Below are 15,452 nucleotides of genomic sequence, written 5' to 3'. Positions count from 1 at the left end.
ACTAAATATTTCAAAAACCCCTGTTTTTATATTTAACTATATGAAATATATGAGATTTGGGAAATGGGTTTTCGGCAGTGTAGTATGCCTATCGAACAAAGATGAATTGTCTATGAAAAAGACAACGCAAAAAAATGAAAGACCGAGGGCAGGAACGCTATGAACAACAACTACCGTAAACCGCTGCAAGGCACCCAGCTAGAATACTTCGATGTACGCCAAGCCGTAGAAGATATTCAGCCAGGCGCATACGCAAAACTCCCATATACATCTAAAGTCCTTGCAGAGCAGTTGGTTCGTAAATGCGACCCTGCAATCTTAGAACAATCTTTAAAAGAGCTGATTAACCGCAAACAAGACCACGATTTCCCTTGGTACCCTGCACGTGTGGTGTGCCATGACATCCTCGGTCAAACCGCATTGGTTGACCTTGCAGGCTTGCGTGATGCCATTGCAGATCAAGGTGGCGACCCGTCAAAAGTCAATCCTGTTGTTCCAACACAGCTGATTGTTGACCATTCTCTAGCTGTAGAGTTTGGTGGTTTTGACCCAGACGCTTTTGAGAAAAACCGCGCGATTGAAGACCGTCGTAACGAAGACCGTTTCCATTTCATTGAATGGACCAAGACAGCCTTTGAAAATGTCGATGTGATCCCTGCGGGCAACGGCATCATGCATCAAATCAACCTGGAGAAAATGTCTCCAGTAATTCAAAACCGTGAAGGCGTAGCATTCCCAGACACTTGCGTGGGCACAGACTCACATACGCCGCATACTGATGCATTGGGTGTGATTTCTGTCGGTGTCGGCGGTCTAGAAGCTGAAAATGTCATGCTCGGCCGTGCATCTTGGATGCGTCTGCCAGACATCATTGGTGTAGAACTTGTTGGTCAGCGTCAAGCGGGCATTACCGCAACTGACATCGTGTTAGCACTTACTGAATTCTTGCGTAAAGAACGTGTAGTCGGTGCTTATTTAGAGTTCTTCGGTGAAGGTGCTGACAGCATGTCAGTGGGTGACCGTGCAACGATCTCGAACATGACCCCTGAATATGGCGCAACGGCAGCGATGTTCTACATCGACCAAAACACCATTGATTACCTGACTTTGACAGGCCGTGAAGCGGATCAAGTGAAATTGGTTGAAGGCTATGCCAAAGAAATCGGTCTTTGGGCGTCTGATATGACCGCTGCGGAATACCCGCGTGTACTGCGTTTTGATTTGTCGAAAGTAACCCGTAACATTGCAGGGCCATCGAACCCGCATGCACGTGTATCGACGGCTGACCTAAAAGCCAAAGGTATTGCAGGCAACTTAGAAGCAGCACGTGCGCAAGAAGCGGAAGGTTTAATTCCAGATGGCGCGGTGATCATCGCTGCAATTACTTCATGTACCAATACCTCAAACCCGCGTAATACAGTGGCAGCAGGTTTGTTGGCACGTAAGGCAAATGAGCTGGGCTTGGTACGTAAACCTTGGGTGAAATCATCTTTTGCACCAGGTTCTAAAGCAGCCGCTTTATACCTCGAAGAAGCAGGTGTATTGGGTGATTTAGAAAAATTAGGTTTTGGTATTGTTGCCTATGCATGCACCACTTGTAACGGCATGTCAGGTGCGCTCGATCCAGTGATTCAGCAAGAAATTATTGACCGTGATGTGTATGCAACTGCGGTACTTTCAGGTAACCGTAACTTTGACGGACGTATCCATCCATACGCAAAACAAGCATTCTTGGCTTCGCCTCCTTTAGTTGTGGCGTATGCCATTGCAGGGACGATCCGTTTTGACATCGAAACTGATTCATTGGGCAATGACAAAGACGGTAATCCAATTTACCTGAAAGACATTTGGCCTTCTGATGCTGAAATTGATGCATTGGTAAAAGAAGCGGTTAAACCTGAACAGTTTAAGAAAGTGTATATCCCAATGTTTGACTTGGGTGAGCGTGAAAAAGCGGCAAGCCCGTTATACGACTGGCGTCCGCAAAGTACTTATATTCGCCGTCCGCCGTATTGGGAAGGGGCTTTGGCTGCACCGCGTACCTTGTCAAATATGCGTCCGCTTGCGATCTTGCCTGACAACATCACCACAGACCATTTATCGCCTTCAAATGCGATCATGATGGATTCGGCTGCAGGTGAGTACTTACATAAAATGGGCGTGCCTGAAGAAGACTTTAACTCATACGCAACCCACCGTGGTGACCATTTAACTGCACAGCGTGCAACATTTGCTAACCCGAAATTGTTCAATGAAATGGTGGTTCGTTCTGACGGTACGATCAAGCAAGGTTCAAAAGCGCGTGTAGAGCCTGAAGGCGAAGTGATGCGTATGTGGGAAGCAATTGAAACTTACATGAACCGTAAGCAACCGCTGATCATTATTGCAGGTAAGGACTACGGTCAAGGTTCGAGCCGTGACTGGGCTGCCAAAGGTGTGCGCCTTGCAGGTGTAGAAGTGATTGTGGCGGAAGGTTTTGAGCGTATTCACCGTACTAACTTGGTGGGTATGGGTGTGTTACCGCTTGAGTTTAAAGCAGGGACTGACCGTAAAACTTTGAAGCTGGATGGTACAGAGCTGTATAGCGTGATTGGTAATATTGCACCGCGTTCTGATTTAACTTTAGTGATTGAACGTTCTACGACTGATGGCAAAAATGAAATCATTAAAGTGCCTGTGACTTGCCGTTTAGACACTGAAGAAGAAGTGCATGTGTATGAAGCGGGTGGTGTATTGCAACGCTTTGCACAGGACTTTTTAGAAGGGAATGTGGCTTGATGTAATTCTTTAAATCCTCCCCAGCCCTCCTTTTTCAAAGGAGGGAGTACCCCTCTTTTATAAAGAGGGGTTAGGGGAGATTAAAGTCATTGATATTGTTTAAAAAACGCTCTAATGTGAATTGGAGCGTTTTCTATTTGGGGGAAAATATGAGTGAAATAATTACAAATTTATGTGATGTCTTAGATGAGCTTTCAGCTGCTGTTTTAGCTTCATGGAATGATGATCAAATTCTGAAAAATGTATATGGATGGAATCATCCACCCTTAACAAGACATGATTTAGCATATATGCCTAAAGAAATCAGTCAAAGTTTAAGAGCTCTTAAAATCGAGAACTTAGAAGAAGATTTTGAGATAGTGATTAGCAACATTCCTGATAAAATCAGACTAATGTACTCCGATACCATACCTTATATGTTTAATGGAAATGGAGCACAAGCTATCCCTATTTATATTTCAACTTTAAACTGGATTAGACAAGTAATTTCACCTTTAGTTGGATGGGAAGTTTTACAAGATAATAAGGCAATGCCCAATCAGTTATCACGTCGTTTGAGAGGTATTCAAGCAGAGTTAGAAACTATTATTCCCAATAAAGATGATCTAAAAAATCAAATTGATCTTATAAATGATGCGACGGAAGCTGCTGAAACATTGCCTACGGACTTAAAAAGTTTAAAAGAAGCTCGCAAACAAGTATCTGAAATTGAAAAAGAAAGTTCTTTTGATAGGAAGAAAGTAAGTGAGCATAAATCATTAGTTGAATCACAACTAAAATCAATTAATGAAATGCACCAACAGGCACAACAATTAATTGAAAATTGTGAAGATGCATATAGGATTACTACAACTAAAGGATTAGCCGCTGCATTTGATCAAAGAGCTAGTGATTTGAAGATATCTATGAGGTTCTGGGTAGGGGGGCTACTTATAGCTTTAATCTTAGCAGCAATTATTGGTTACGACAGAATTCAAGGTTTATCAAGCTCTATTAATGCTACTACATTGAATTGGGGTGTCATTTGGATGAAAGTTTTACTATCAATAACAAGTGTGATTGCTCCATTATGGTTTGCATGGCTTGCAACAAAGCAGATTAGCCAAAGATTTAAGCTAGCTGAAGATTATGGGTTTAAAGCATCTGTAGCTAAAGCATACGAGGGTTATAAAAAAGAAGCTGCAAAAATTGATGAAGAATTCGAGGCTCGATTATTTAATGTTGCCCTAACTAGACTTGAAGAAGCACCTTTAAGGTTAGTTGATTCAATCAATCATGGAAGTCCAACACATGAGATTGTCGAAAAAACAGGTTTGAACAAGGTGGGAGAAAAATTAGTAAGTAAGGTTGAGGATGTAATTGATTCGATCACTCCAGCTAAAGCAAGTAACGATAGTTAAGATACTTCGGCCAACTTCCTCAACCTCATTATTACACGGTCACTTTAAGCTATAAGTAGATTTTATCTATAGTCCTCTCATTTAAATTATTTAGACCGAAAATAGTCCAGCTGATTCTATATTTAGATCAGCTACTTTTTTTCTTATCCTTATAGATTTTATTTCTAAAAATAAGTATTAAATACGGATAATAATTTGATTGAAAAATAATCAATAAGTACCTATCATAAGGTATATATCAAAACTGCTGGAGTAGTGCTATGACTACCGCAAAAGTTTTTATGACAGGACGCAGTCAAGCCATTCGCTTACCCAAAGAATTTCGTTTTGAAGGCAAAGAAGTAGAAATCTTCCGCCGAGGTGACGAAGTCATATTGCGAGAAAAACCAGTCACAGCAGATCAACTATTTAAAGTTTTGGCACAAATGCCAAACGACTTTTATGCAGAAACAAGAGTGGATGAACCACCGCAAGAACGAGAAGAGTTCTAATGCCAACACAATATTTATTAGATACCAATATTTGTATTTATATCACCAAGCATCAACCCGAAATTGTCCGTCAGCATTTTGAAAAACATTTACCTGACGGCAATATTTTTATTTCAGTGATTACTTTGGGGGAACTTCGCTTTGGTGCGGAAAAAAGCCAATGGAAAGACAAAGCTTTCAAAGTTATCGATGAATTAACTTCAATCATTCCTGTTATAGAGTTAGATGAACACACCGCCGTACACTATGCTCAAATTCGAAAACAGTTAGCGCTTCAGGGGCAAATAATTGGCAATAACGATTTATGGCTAGCTGCTCATGCACGATCAAATAATTGGGTCATGGTCACAAACAATGAAAAAGAATTTCTGCGTGTAGACGAACTGCAAGTAGAAAACTGGCTCAGCAAATCTCTGTAAACCCACCAAAATTTCCACACGAAATTATGCTTTGCCTAAATGCCATTATCAATTGTCGAAATGACCAATAGACATTCATCACAAGAGGGTTATACTGAATCTACCATTTCTAAAAACACATGGAGAACAAAAATGGTTACTGCTGGTCAAAAACCCGGAACAGGCTTCTATTTTTGTGTTCAATGCGGACACCGCGTCTACTTAGAAATTGGTACTGATCGTTTACCACCGTGTACCAAATGCCAAGGCAATCAATTTAACAATAAGAATGCCTAAGCTGCAAAACACTAACAGTTATCCGCTGTTTAGAAAGAAAAGCCCTATCACTCGATAGGGCTTTTTGCTAACGTATAACACAGCATATATAAAAACAAATTGTACGTTTGACCATTCGGAGAAGCCCATGGAAACAATATTAGGACTGTGTATTGGTATTGGCTTAAGTGCTGCCTGTGGCTTCCGTGTCTTTGTACCTTTATTGGTGATGAGTGTTGCATCCATTTTAGGACTATTCGAACCGATGAAAGGATTCGAATGGCTGTCTATGCCTGCGGTTTGTATTGGCTTAGCAATTGCGACTGTCTGTGAAATCGCTGCGTACTATATTCCTTGGGTAGATAATGCACTCGACACTATTTCAACACCCGCAGCCATGATTGCAGGGACGATTGCCACAATGGCAGTAAGCTCAGGTGAAATGTCACAGTTTGCCAGTTGGGCGGCAGCAATTATCGTCGGTGGTGGTACAGCAACAGCAGTGCAAATGAGTACCGTCGCTGCGCGTGGCGTATCTACCGCAACCACAGGTGGCGTTGCAAATCCGATCTTATCTACAGGGGAATGGATTGGCGCTGCGGTCTTGTCAGTATTGGCCTTTTTAGTCCCATTTTTTGTGGTGATCTTAGTGGTTGCAATCGTGATCTGGTTGGTTCGCCGTATTCGCCAAAAACGAACTGTACAGGTCGATACCCCTTTATAAACCAGTCAATATTCCACTCTAAAATGAATCCATCTTTTAGAGTGATTGATCTGCGTGTTTGCTTAATAAATATAGAAATAAAAATCCGAAACTGAGTTTTTGGCAGCGTTTGATAAAGATTATAAAAAATTATAAGAAGTGTTACTGATACAGTTACCATCATCCTGTTAGCGACGAATATTGTGGTTTATCTGATTTTGACGCCGTATTTGTTGATGTCAGTTCGAGTGAAAAATACCTTTATTCAACATTCCAAGCACTTGGCTTAAGCGCAAAAAATGAAATCGAGCAATCCCACCTATCCATCCTAAAAGAGCACATCATTCTGCGTTTAAGTCATCCAAGAGACGCCTAAAAATATCTTTAAGATATGGTTGATTTTTAAACAATAAAGGCATAATTTTAGTATGTGATTATAAATCACATAATTTTTATATGGATTTATTTGATCTTTGAATTTTATAAAAAATAATGAGGGGAATGGTAGATGATTAAATTTATAGTCGATGAAAATGCCTTAACGAATGGCTCGCATTTAATTCACAATGGTACGCAAGGATGTGTAGACATGCCGCAATTTGACCAGCAAATATTGATTGGTTATTTTGCCAATTTCGAACTCGCTTATAAGCGTGCACGAATGAGCTGGCCAACAGAAAAAGTTGTCGGTTGCGATAAATGCTGTAGTCAAAGCTAGAAATGCAACATGCATTAACCTTTAAATAATGCTGTATATCCAAGAAAAATGGCGCAGAAATTGCTAACTAAAGCAGGTAATCGCGTTATTAACAGGATATACAGCATGACCACAGAAACCATCCGTTCTACAAAATATCCAGCACAGGCGCATGCCTATGCAGCATGGCCTTTGATCCTGATCATCATTGGTGGTGCGATTGGACTGGTATATGCCGTGATTGCATATCTGATCAATCTCAAAATATATGCATCAGACCTCAGTCGAATGAATAAAATTTTGGCCAATTTACTCTGTGGCATGGCGGCATGTAGTGGTTGGTGGTTTAGCGCACAGTGGGTACAAAGCTATTTAGCTCATTGACCAATAATGCGTTGAATAGATCATCCATTAAATAACTGATGTTACACACTTAAAAGTAGTTTTGCATTTTTAAAATGATTTTTAATTCTATTCGACGGTGTCTTATATCTAGGGATTGAATAAAAGGATTAGCCTTCGGCTGGAGGTACTCTTACGAAACGTTGTTTCTCATTCGGCAAAATGAGAAGCAAAGCTTCGCAAGGAAACCATCTTGCGGTGCAATGCACCTCACCGACAAAACTCGCTCATTACCGTCAAATTATTCACAGTATCGCAAAAACATTTTTGATTAAAAGTAGCCCTGTCTAAAACACTTGCGAATGACGTTACCGCGTATCGTTCATTTATTTGAAGCAAATTGCGCTTCTGATGTTACTGCGTAACATCAGTTCAATAAGTAGAACAAAGATAGATCTAGATCATTAGTTACTCACTGAGCGGTGTTTTGTGAGTCATAATCAATGTAGATAATTGAAGCGGAGGGGGAATGTTCAGCGGCGATATATTTTAATTTTGACCCTGTGTTTGCACGTTAAGTCTGTTGTAAAAGAAAATTTTCTTAAAATTGGGCAAATCTGCAGATAAAAAACGCTGAAATGAGCTGAAAAGATAAAATATCCTGCTAAATCTAAAATGGCTGAAAAAATTTGCTGAATTTACAGAAAATTAGAAAAACTTAGGAAATTAATCCCGATGCCCTTTGGTTAAAGTATATCTCAAGGGTGTGATAGAGATTGAAAAGAGTAGCATGCTGACAGTGGTGCAAAACACGCGTACAGTACTCACCCAAAAGGTCTCGATTCAGCTTAGGACGCTATAAACCAGAAGTTTATAGGCTATAAGATCATGACTTACAAAGTGATGATAGTTGAAGTAAACAACATTGTTTTCTCTTATAGCACCCCAAAAATTTAAGCCAAAATAAAAAACAATAATAAATCATTACTTCTTTAATCCGCACAAAACAAACTACACCAGTTAAATCAGCATAAGCTCAAAAATCGTCAGGCATCTCTCTTAAAAATAGTCCAAATCTAAGCGGAAATTTAAAAGCAATATTTAATTGTTCGAAAGGGGCATAAACTAAGGAAAAAATACGCTTAGGAGATTTGTCATGAACTTGAGTCATTTAAGCGATTTCTTGCTGTATAGCTTAGTGATTAACTATCTGATTTTAATCATTTGGTTTGTGGTATTTGTCTTTGCTAAAGATTGGATGAAACGCCTGCATGGGCAGTGGTTTAAGCTGAGCGATCAGCAGTTTGACGCTATTCATTATGGTGGAATGGCTGTCTATAAAATTGGTATTTTACTTTTGAATTTAACACCCTATATTGCATTGCACTATCTAAAATAGGCTTAACCATAAAAAATACTGAGTGTAAAAGCACAAGCTGCTTGCATTAAATTTAGGCAAAACAGTATGCTCAAAAGAACATAAAATTCAATTGGGCAAGACAAGAATGAACGGGAAAGTAGAATGCCGTACTTGTTTGGTGTGCAAAAAAAGTTTTCCACTGAAAAATATGATTCCGATGGGAACCGTGCGTAAAGTCATTACAGAAGAAATTGCTCAGGATTTTCCTGAATCTGGTGCTCAGGACTATATATGCCAAACTGATTTAACCAAATACCGTATGCAGTATGTGCAGTCAATTCTGAACTCCGAACAAGGCGAAGTCTCCAATTTAGAATATGAAGTGCTGAACAGCATGCAGCAGCATGATCTGATTAGCAAAAATGTTGAAGAAAAGCTGGATCAGCAGTGGAGTTTTGGCGAAAGGCTTGCGGATAAAATTGCAACATTCGGCGGCAGTTGGGCGTTTCTTATTTGTTTTACATTGTTTTTAGCAGTGTGGATTTTAGTCAATACGGTGGTAATGGTGAAGCATCCTGCTGATCCTTATCCTTTTATTTTGCTGAATTTGATGTTGTCTTGCCTCGCTGCCATACAAGCGCCCATTATTATGATGAGCCAAAACCGTCAAGAAGCTAAAGACCGCATGCGTTCGGAAAATGATTATCAAGTGAATTTAAAAGCTGAATTAGAAATTCGCCATTTACATGAAAAGATAGATCATTTGTTGATGCATCAATGGGATCGTCTTGCCAAGATTCAGGAAATTCAGTTGGATTTACTGTCCGAAATGAGTAAAAAGAAGCAATAGTGTGCTTTGAACAGCATAAATAATTGTTATTTGAGTACTAAGTCTTGGCGGAAATTCTCGGAAAAAGTCATTTATGAGATGGAAAAAAGGCTAAAAAATGATACATGGAGAAAATATTTTCAATATATCTTTAAATGTGAAAAATATTTTTAAAATAAGCTGAAAACAGTAATTTTCAGGGAAACAATCCCTCATCGATAGCACTACTATATATCTCAAGGGTGTTACAGAGATTGAAAAGAGTAGCATGCTGTCAGTGGTGCAAAACACGCGTACAGTACTCACCCAAAAGGTCTCGATTCAGCTTAGGACGCTATAAACCAGAAGTTTATAGGCTATAAGATCATGACTTACAAAGTGATGATAGTTGAAGTAAACAACACTGTTTTCTCTTACACCCTAAAAATTTTTTTAAGAATTCAATCGAATAATAAATCCTTCCATCTTTTTCAAAATTCCAGACTTCGCATGTATTCCCAACAAACTTTGATCATTGCTGATGTAATAAATATCACGCAGAAGATAGCAAAATTAAGCAAACCTTTAGATTGTCCTTTGCCACAAAGTTGTTATGCTTAACTATCTAAATTTTAAATAATTTTGTTATGGGTTATCTGGATCAATTGATACAGGATTGTCTGCAGGCACAGCAGACTAAAGCTGAGCGTATATTTGAGTTTTCAAGCTTTGATGATCTTGCTCAACATGCACTTTATATTTACGTGATAGAGCTAGTCGGTGGCGATATACAGCAGACATATCAGGACTATGCCGCATTTAAGGCATTGAAAACCCATGCCTGTGCCAAGTTAAATCAACCCAATCACATTTTGTATGTCGGATCATCACGAACAGGTATAAAGAGCCGTTTAAAACAACATCTAGGTTTCGGGCCTAAACAAACCTATGCATTGCATTTATCACAGTGGTTTCAGGGCGAATATCGCATCACACTACATCAGTATCCATCGACCACGAGTGCAAGCATCTTACAGTTACTGGAGGATGATTTATCTCATTCATTAGCGCCAGCCTTTGGTAAATTGGGGACCAATAATCGTTAGGGTTAGACCTGATCGGTTAAAGTCGATTGACAGCGAATTAGTCAGTTGTTATTTTGCCGACATTCTCCCAGTACACAGTCTGTCCATGCCTTTAGATCCCAACTTTGTCTATGCGCCGCCTCAAGGTCCTCTACGTATTTTGTATGAAGATGCAGACTTGGTTGTTATCGAAAAACCGGCGGAATTGTTGTCGGTTCCGGGACGTTTGCCTGAGCATCATGACAGTGCCTACCTTCGTGTTTTGGAGCAGTATCCTGCGGCAAAAATTACCCATCGTTTAGACATGGCAACATCAGGCATTTTGATGTTTGCGAAACACCGCGATGCAGAAGTGGCAGTGAGTAAAATGTTCCAAGCGCGGACGGTTCAAAAGCAATATGTGGCTTTAGTTCAGGGCAAACTTGAAGGTGAGGGCAGTGTTGAAGTGCCCCTCATTACGGACTGGGAAAATCGCCCACGTCAGATGGTGCATTTTGAATTGGGCAAACCCTCAAAAACCTTGTATCAAGCCATTAGCTATGACGCAAGCAAGGACATTAGCCGAGTATTATTAACACCAGTGACAGGGCGTTCTCATCAGCTACGTGTACACATGATGCATATTGGGCACCCCATTACAGGAGATCAACTGTATCACCCGAATGCAAAACAGAGCTCACTCGGACGGATGGCGTTACATGCTTGCGATCTGGCATTTACCCAGCCCTTAACCCAACAAGCTGTTCATATTCATTGTGCGGCAGAATTTTAAAGCATATTCATGTGAATGCTCATTGTTCATAAAAACTGCTGCATTGAATTAAAACCTTTGGGACTCGTAAAAAGCGCAGAATATCTACAGCTTTAAATAGGTTTTTCTGCTTAAAAATGATTCATGATATACACTATATCCCCAATTCTGGGGATTTATAATTACTCCAAATATCTCTATAAAATGTATGAAATATTTACAAATAATGGTATTAAGTTGATTTGTATCTTTTAGTAAATAAACACCTTTTTTAAATTATTATTCTATTTTCTAAAGTATATTGATTGATTATTTTTTAATATGAAAATTTTTTATTAAATTAATTTAAAACAGTATTTTAGTTAAATAGTGTGCAAGTGTGTATTTGGTCAGATAAATACGGTTTTTTGCATTTGTTCTGCTAATATGAAATGAATTATAGATTTTAACTTTTGTAACTTAGGTTTGTTTTGGGGAATAAACTTAAATTATTGAAGCTTTTTTTGAGGATTAGCAAATGATCAATATTGCTTTAATCGTCCTTATCATCCTATTAATTGTGGCTCTCCTTTTTGTATATAACCGCAAATTGAAAAATGATAAAACCCTACGTTCACTGCAGGAAAACTTCGATCGTACGCGGCTAAAACTGGCTGAAACAGAGTCCCAGCAAGATGAATTGAATTATGAAATCAGCCAATTACGTATTCAAAATAGTGGGCTAAAAATCCAAGTCGATAAAGTAGCGAAATATCAACATATTGTGGATATTGAACAATATGTTGAGTATCGAACTTTACAGGCTGATGGTTTGGTGGAAGTCACCAAAGCCAATGCCGATATCATGTTGAATGATATTCGCGCACAGATTGAACAAGTACGTCAGTATTTGAGCAAATATCAAGAAAGAGCTAAATCACAAATACAGGAACAAGCCCGTGCCGAGTTAAAGGGTTTGTATAGCCAAGCGCTGGATCAGCAGCATTTGGAAAACATCAACCGTGCTTTGGACAACAAAATACGGGGCTATCAGTCAGCATTCTTTTTACCTTTACAGAGTATTTTAGATCAGCTGATGGATGGCATGAATGAATCTGCGGCAAAGCAAAATTTGACTGCGGTACGTTGCAAAATGATTGATGCAATGGAGCAGCAATCGACTGCAAAATGTAATTATGTTGATGAAGAACGTCGTTTGGCTGCGATGCAATTATTTACATTGGTGTTTAATAGTCGTGCTGATTTGTATTTAGCCCAATTAAATACCAAAAACTTAGGTGAGCTATTGCAGGCTTTGGCGGATGATTTCACCTTGCTCAATGCGCATGGTGTACATTTTAGTCAGGCACGGGTACTCGACAGTTATTTACAATTACGCTTAGAAGAATTGAAAATGGCAGCTTTGGTTTTACATCTTAAAGAAACTCAGGCCCACATGGATGTTGTAGTTTAATTTGAATTGTTATCAGAAAGATCACTTCGGCGGTCTATTTCTGATTAAAGAGATTTAGCTAATGCAAATTGCAACAATTATCCGTTAATCTAAGTCAACAGAATAAAATTCATAAACGATAAGGGAAAGTACAATGACTCGTGATTTTAAACAATTTCCAGATGATGATAATGGCAATGTGCTGTGGCAGATGCAGCAAGATGGTGATGATTTATCTGTGCCGCACGAAATCGAATATTCAATTGCCTTTTCGAACGAAGCGCAGGCTGAACAGTGTGCATTATATTTATTGAAAGAAGAGCAAAAAATTTCGTTGTTCCAAGATGAAGAATCAGATCGCGTGGAATGGATTATCACGGTCTATGTTTATATGGAGCCTGATTATGAAGATATTGTCGATTTAGAGCAGTGGTTTATTAAAATTGCAGAACAACATTCAGGCGAATATGACGGTTGGGGTTGTATGGCTTATATCTATGAAGATGATGATCTAGATGAAGATGAAGCACAATTGAGCTAAGTCTCAGCATTACATCGAAAGTGACAAGAACCCAGTGATTCAACTGGGTTTTTATTTTTTAAATTGTAGGAATATTGGGTTAAGTATTAATTTTTAAACAATTTAAATTCAAGTTAATATGAATGCAGCTCACAAAACATAACACTGCATTGCGTTAAAGTGATGGGATCAATCTGTAGGATTCGCTATAGTATTGAACAGCAATGACCTTTCTCGCACGTCTCAAAGCTGTCTCATTTAGAACGTTTCAGTGTGATAAAAATGGACGATAAAGCAAGGGTGAATGCATGTGGATGATTCAGTGAAAACAATGATAAAAGGACATCATCATGAGCAATACTGTTCGATTACATCGTGTTTTTAGTGCGCCTGTAGAGCGCGTTTATCGTGCCTTTGTGGAGCCAGATGCTTTGGTTAAATGGATGGCACCGCATGGATTTACTGCCCATGTGGAACATTCTGATGTGCGTGTAGGTGGCTCGTACCGCATGTCGTTTCAAAATTTTTCAACGGGAACTACACACGCTTTCCATGGTGATTATCATGAAGTCGTGCCGAATCATTTACTGCGCTATACAGACCAATTTGATATGCCAGAGTTGGCCGGTGAAATCGAGGTCACTGTTGAGTTTAAAGCGGTCTCAGTCGGAACCGAAGTGACGATTGTACAGGCAGGGTTGCCGAGCGTTATTCCACCTGATGCCTGTTATTTGGGTTGGCAGGAGTCTTTACAGTTGCTGGCTTTTTTAGTGAATCCAGCGATCCCCGATGAATAATCTGACGAATGATTGAAAAACTGCAAATAGGCGAAGGAGGGCTTAATGACTGTACACATTAAACGTATTTATGATGAGATCAGCCCAGATGACGGTAAACGCATATTGGTCGATCGCTTGTGGCCGCGTGGTATCAGTAAAGTGAGCGCAGCGCTAGATTTGTGGCCGAAGGCATTGACGCCATCTACAGATTTACGTCGTTGGTATCATCAAGACGAGGCAATGGCTTCTCGTTGGGACGAGTTTAAACAGCGCTATTTGCAAGAAATACAACCCCATCAAGCCGAGTTAGAACAACTGCGCGCATGGGAAAAAGAGGAGCCCCTGACCTTACTCACAGCGGCCAAATATATAGATAAAAATCATGCGCATATCTTAAAAGCGTTGATATTAAACACCTCATTAGAGATCTAAAATTTAAACCGATTAGTACTGTGGCGTTGTGTTATTTACATCGTCATAACTTCACTAAACCATACGATATTTATGGTTTTTAAGTTTATGAAATACATAAAAATGTTATATTAAGTTTTTATGGATTTTTGCGTCCATCTTTTTTGAGGTCTTTTATGTCTTTACCCAATTGTCCCCAATGTAATTCTGAATATACCTATAATGATGGTGATTTACTGATTTGTCCTGAATGTTCACATGAATGGCGTGAAGGCGAAAGTGCTGCAGATGAACAGATAGTGATTAAAGATGCCAATGGCAATGTATTGACCGATGGTGACACGGTTACTGTGGTGAAAGACCTTAAAATTAAAGGTTCATCTTCAGTAGTGAAAGTGGGTACAAAAGTTAAAAATATCCGTCTTTTAGCTGATGCAACAGATGGTCATGACATTGACTGTAAAATTGATGGTATCGGAGCAATGAAACTCAAATCTGAATACGTGAAAAAAGTTTAAGTTTCGTTATTGTTCGCTTTAAAGCAAGCTTCAATCATCCTAAGCCAAGGCCACACTTGGCTTGGGATGTCTACTTAAACATGAAATAGATAACTAATCCGCTATAGATTTTATTTTTCAGCCTGCATAATAGACGCATTACGGGTTTGAAATGTCTTTACTATGCCGCATATTCATTTGGAATATTCCAATAATCTTGAGCTTGAGCCTCGTCCTTTACTTAAAGCGCTGAACGCTGCCTTATTTGAATCGGGTCATGTCAGTGCCATTAATGATATTAAGAGCCGCGCTGTCGCTCAGGAAGAGTTTGTTGTGGGTTTGGATGAACACGCTCAACATGCGTATATGCATGCCAAAGTTTCATTATTGACGGGTAGAACGGTTGAAGTTCAAAAGCAAATTTCATTGTTGTTATTGGACGTGTTGAAACAACATGTCACAGCTTCAGCAATAGAAGTGCAACTTTGTGTGGAAATATTAGAAATGAATAAAGCGACGTATTCAAAGCAGATCGTGAGTTCTTAAGACATTCATTACATGCAGAAACGCGCATATATTTTGAAATACATCATGCTGTAAAAATGATGAAATCTGACTTCGGTCGGATTATTTTTTATTGGAATTATTTATTAAAAAATCCCTTTTTGATTAAATTTTGAGCTTTATACTGATCAAAAAAGACATTGAAAAATGTGACCGAGTT

At 39.2% G+C, this 15,452-nt stretch carries 19 protein-coding genes; all 19 read left to right on the top strand.

All coding sequences use genetic code 11. The features are described from left to right. Window positions 1-159: 159 nt before the first annotated feature. Entirely contained in the window at window positions 160-2,778 is a 2,619-nt protein-coding gene (gene acnD / locus FTU12_RS04380) for a Fe/S-dependent 2-methylisocitrate dehydratase AcnD (protein ID WP_180113818.1), read from the top strand. Between the two features lie 149 nt (window positions 2,779-2,927). Next, window positions 2,928-4,178, top strand: coding sequence for a hypothetical protein (locus tag FTU12_RS04375; protein ID WP_180113817.1), 1,251 nt, complete (start codon window positions 2,928-2,930; stop codon window positions 4,176-4,178). A gap of 260 nt (window positions 4,179-4,438) precedes the next feature. Beyond that, the gene (locus FTU12_RS04370) at window positions 4,439-4,669 is read left to right on the top strand and encodes an antitoxin (protein WP_180113816.1); all 231 of its coding nucleotides are present in this window, start codon (window positions 4,439-4,441) and stop codon (window positions 4,667-4,669) included. Then, entirely contained in the window at window positions 4,669-5,088 is a 420-nt protein-coding gene (locus tag FTU12_RS04365; RefSeq protein WP_078192327.1) for a type II toxin-antitoxin system VapC family toxin, read from the top strand. Before FTU12_RS04370 ends, FTU12_RS04365 begins: the two co-directional genes overlap by 1 nt. Before the next feature lie 39 nt (window positions 5,089-5,127). After that, complete coding sequence (locus tag FTU12_RS04360) at window positions 5,128-5,364, top strand: hypothetical protein (RefSeq protein ID WP_143221616.1); 237 nt, start codon at window positions 5,128-5,130, stop codon at window positions 5,362-5,364. A gap of 127 nt (window positions 5,365-5,491) precedes the next feature. Continuing rightward, window positions 5,492-6,067, top strand: a complete 576-nt coding sequence (locus FTU12_RS04355; protein WP_180113815.1) for a DUF4126 domain-containing protein — start codon at window positions 5,492-5,494, stop codon at window positions 6,065-6,067. A gap of 128 nt (window positions 6,068-6,195) precedes the next feature. Then, window positions 6,196-6,336 (top strand): DUF2569 family protein, encoded by a 141-nt coding sequence (locus tag FTU12_RS16640; RefSeq protein WP_180113862.1) that lies wholly within the window; start codon window positions 6,196-6,198, stop codon window positions 6,334-6,336. Between the two features lie 218 nt (window positions 6,337-6,554). Next, window positions 6,555-6,764, top strand: coding sequence for a hypothetical protein (locus tag FTU12_RS04345; RefSeq protein ID WP_078191130.1), 210 nt, complete (start codon window positions 6,555-6,557; stop codon window positions 6,762-6,764). Window positions 6,765-6,869: 105 nt separating this feature from the next. After that, window positions 6,870-7,127 (top strand): hypothetical protein, encoded by a 258-nt coding sequence (locus FTU12_RS04340; protein WP_168378548.1) that lies wholly within the window; start codon window positions 6,870-6,872, stop codon window positions 7,125-7,127. 1,114 nt (window positions 7,128-8,241) lie between these two features. Beyond that, the gene (locus tag FTU12_RS04335) at window positions 8,242-8,484 is read left to right on the top strand and encodes a DUF6868 family protein (protein ID WP_078191128.1); all 243 of its coding nucleotides are present in this window, start codon (window positions 8,242-8,244) and stop codon (window positions 8,482-8,484) included. Between the two features lie 106 nt (window positions 8,485-8,590). Further along, a complete protein-coding gene (locus tag FTU12_RS04330) occupies window positions 8,591-9,295 on the top strand; it encodes a DUF1003 domain-containing protein (RefSeq protein ID WP_180113814.1) in 705 nt (234 codons plus the stop codon). Window positions 9,296-9,900: 605 nt separating this feature from the next. Continuing rightward, the gene (locus FTU12_RS04325; protein ID WP_180113813.1) at window positions 9,901-10,359 is read left to right on the top strand and encodes a GIY-YIG nuclease family protein; all 459 of its coding nucleotides are present in this window, start codon (window positions 9,901-9,903) and stop codon (window positions 10,357-10,359) included. Between the two features lie 85 nt (window positions 10,360-10,444). Beyond that, window positions 10,445-11,110, top strand: a complete 666-nt coding sequence (locus tag FTU12_RS04320) for a pseudouridine synthase (protein WP_078191125.1) — start codon at window positions 10,445-10,447, stop codon at window positions 11,108-11,110. A gap of 496 nt (window positions 11,111-11,606) precedes the next feature. Beyond that, on the top strand, window positions 11,607-12,542 hold the full coding sequence (locus FTU12_RS04315) for a hypothetical protein (protein WP_180113812.1): 936 nt from the start codon (window positions 11,607-11,609) through the stop codon (window positions 12,540-12,542). 133 nt (window positions 12,543-12,675) lie between these two features. Next, on the top strand, window positions 12,676-13,062 hold the full coding sequence (locus FTU12_RS04310; protein ID WP_111884820.1) for a ribonuclease E inhibitor RraB: 387 nt from the start codon (window positions 12,676-12,678) through the stop codon (window positions 13,060-13,062). Between the two features lie 329 nt (window positions 13,063-13,391). Further along, window positions 13,392-13,838, top strand: a complete 447-nt coding sequence (locus tag FTU12_RS04305) for an SRPBCC family protein (RefSeq protein WP_078191122.1) — start codon at window positions 13,392-13,394, stop codon at window positions 13,836-13,838. Between the two features lie 45 nt (window positions 13,839-13,883). Beyond that, on the top strand, window positions 13,884-14,252 hold the full coding sequence (locus FTU12_RS04300) for a DUF488 domain-containing protein (RefSeq protein ID WP_180113811.1): 369 nt from the start codon (window positions 13,884-13,886) through the stop codon (window positions 14,250-14,252). A 155-nt stretch (window positions 14,253-14,407) separates the two neighbouring features. Further along, complete coding sequence (locus FTU12_RS04295) at window positions 14,408-14,749, top strand: zinc ribbon domain-containing protein YjdM (RefSeq protein WP_180009871.1); 342 nt, start codon at window positions 14,408-14,410, stop codon at window positions 14,747-14,749. Window positions 14,750-14,911: 162 nt separating this feature from the next. Then, window positions 14,912-15,274 (top strand): 5-carboxymethyl-2-hydroxymuconate Delta-isomerase, encoded by a 363-nt coding sequence (locus FTU12_RS04290; RefSeq protein WP_180113810.1) that lies wholly within the window; start codon window positions 14,912-14,914, stop codon window positions 15,272-15,274. Window positions 15,275-15,452: the final 178 nt, after the last annotated feature.

The organism is Acinetobacter sp. YH12063 (assembly GCF_013419715.1).
Classification (GTDB): domain Bacteria; phylum Pseudomonadota; class Gammaproteobacteria; order Pseudomonadales; family Moraxellaceae; genus Acinetobacter; species Acinetobacter amyesii.
Note: the sequence above shows the minus strand (reverse complement) of the source record. Positions and strands in the feature narration are given on the sequence as shown.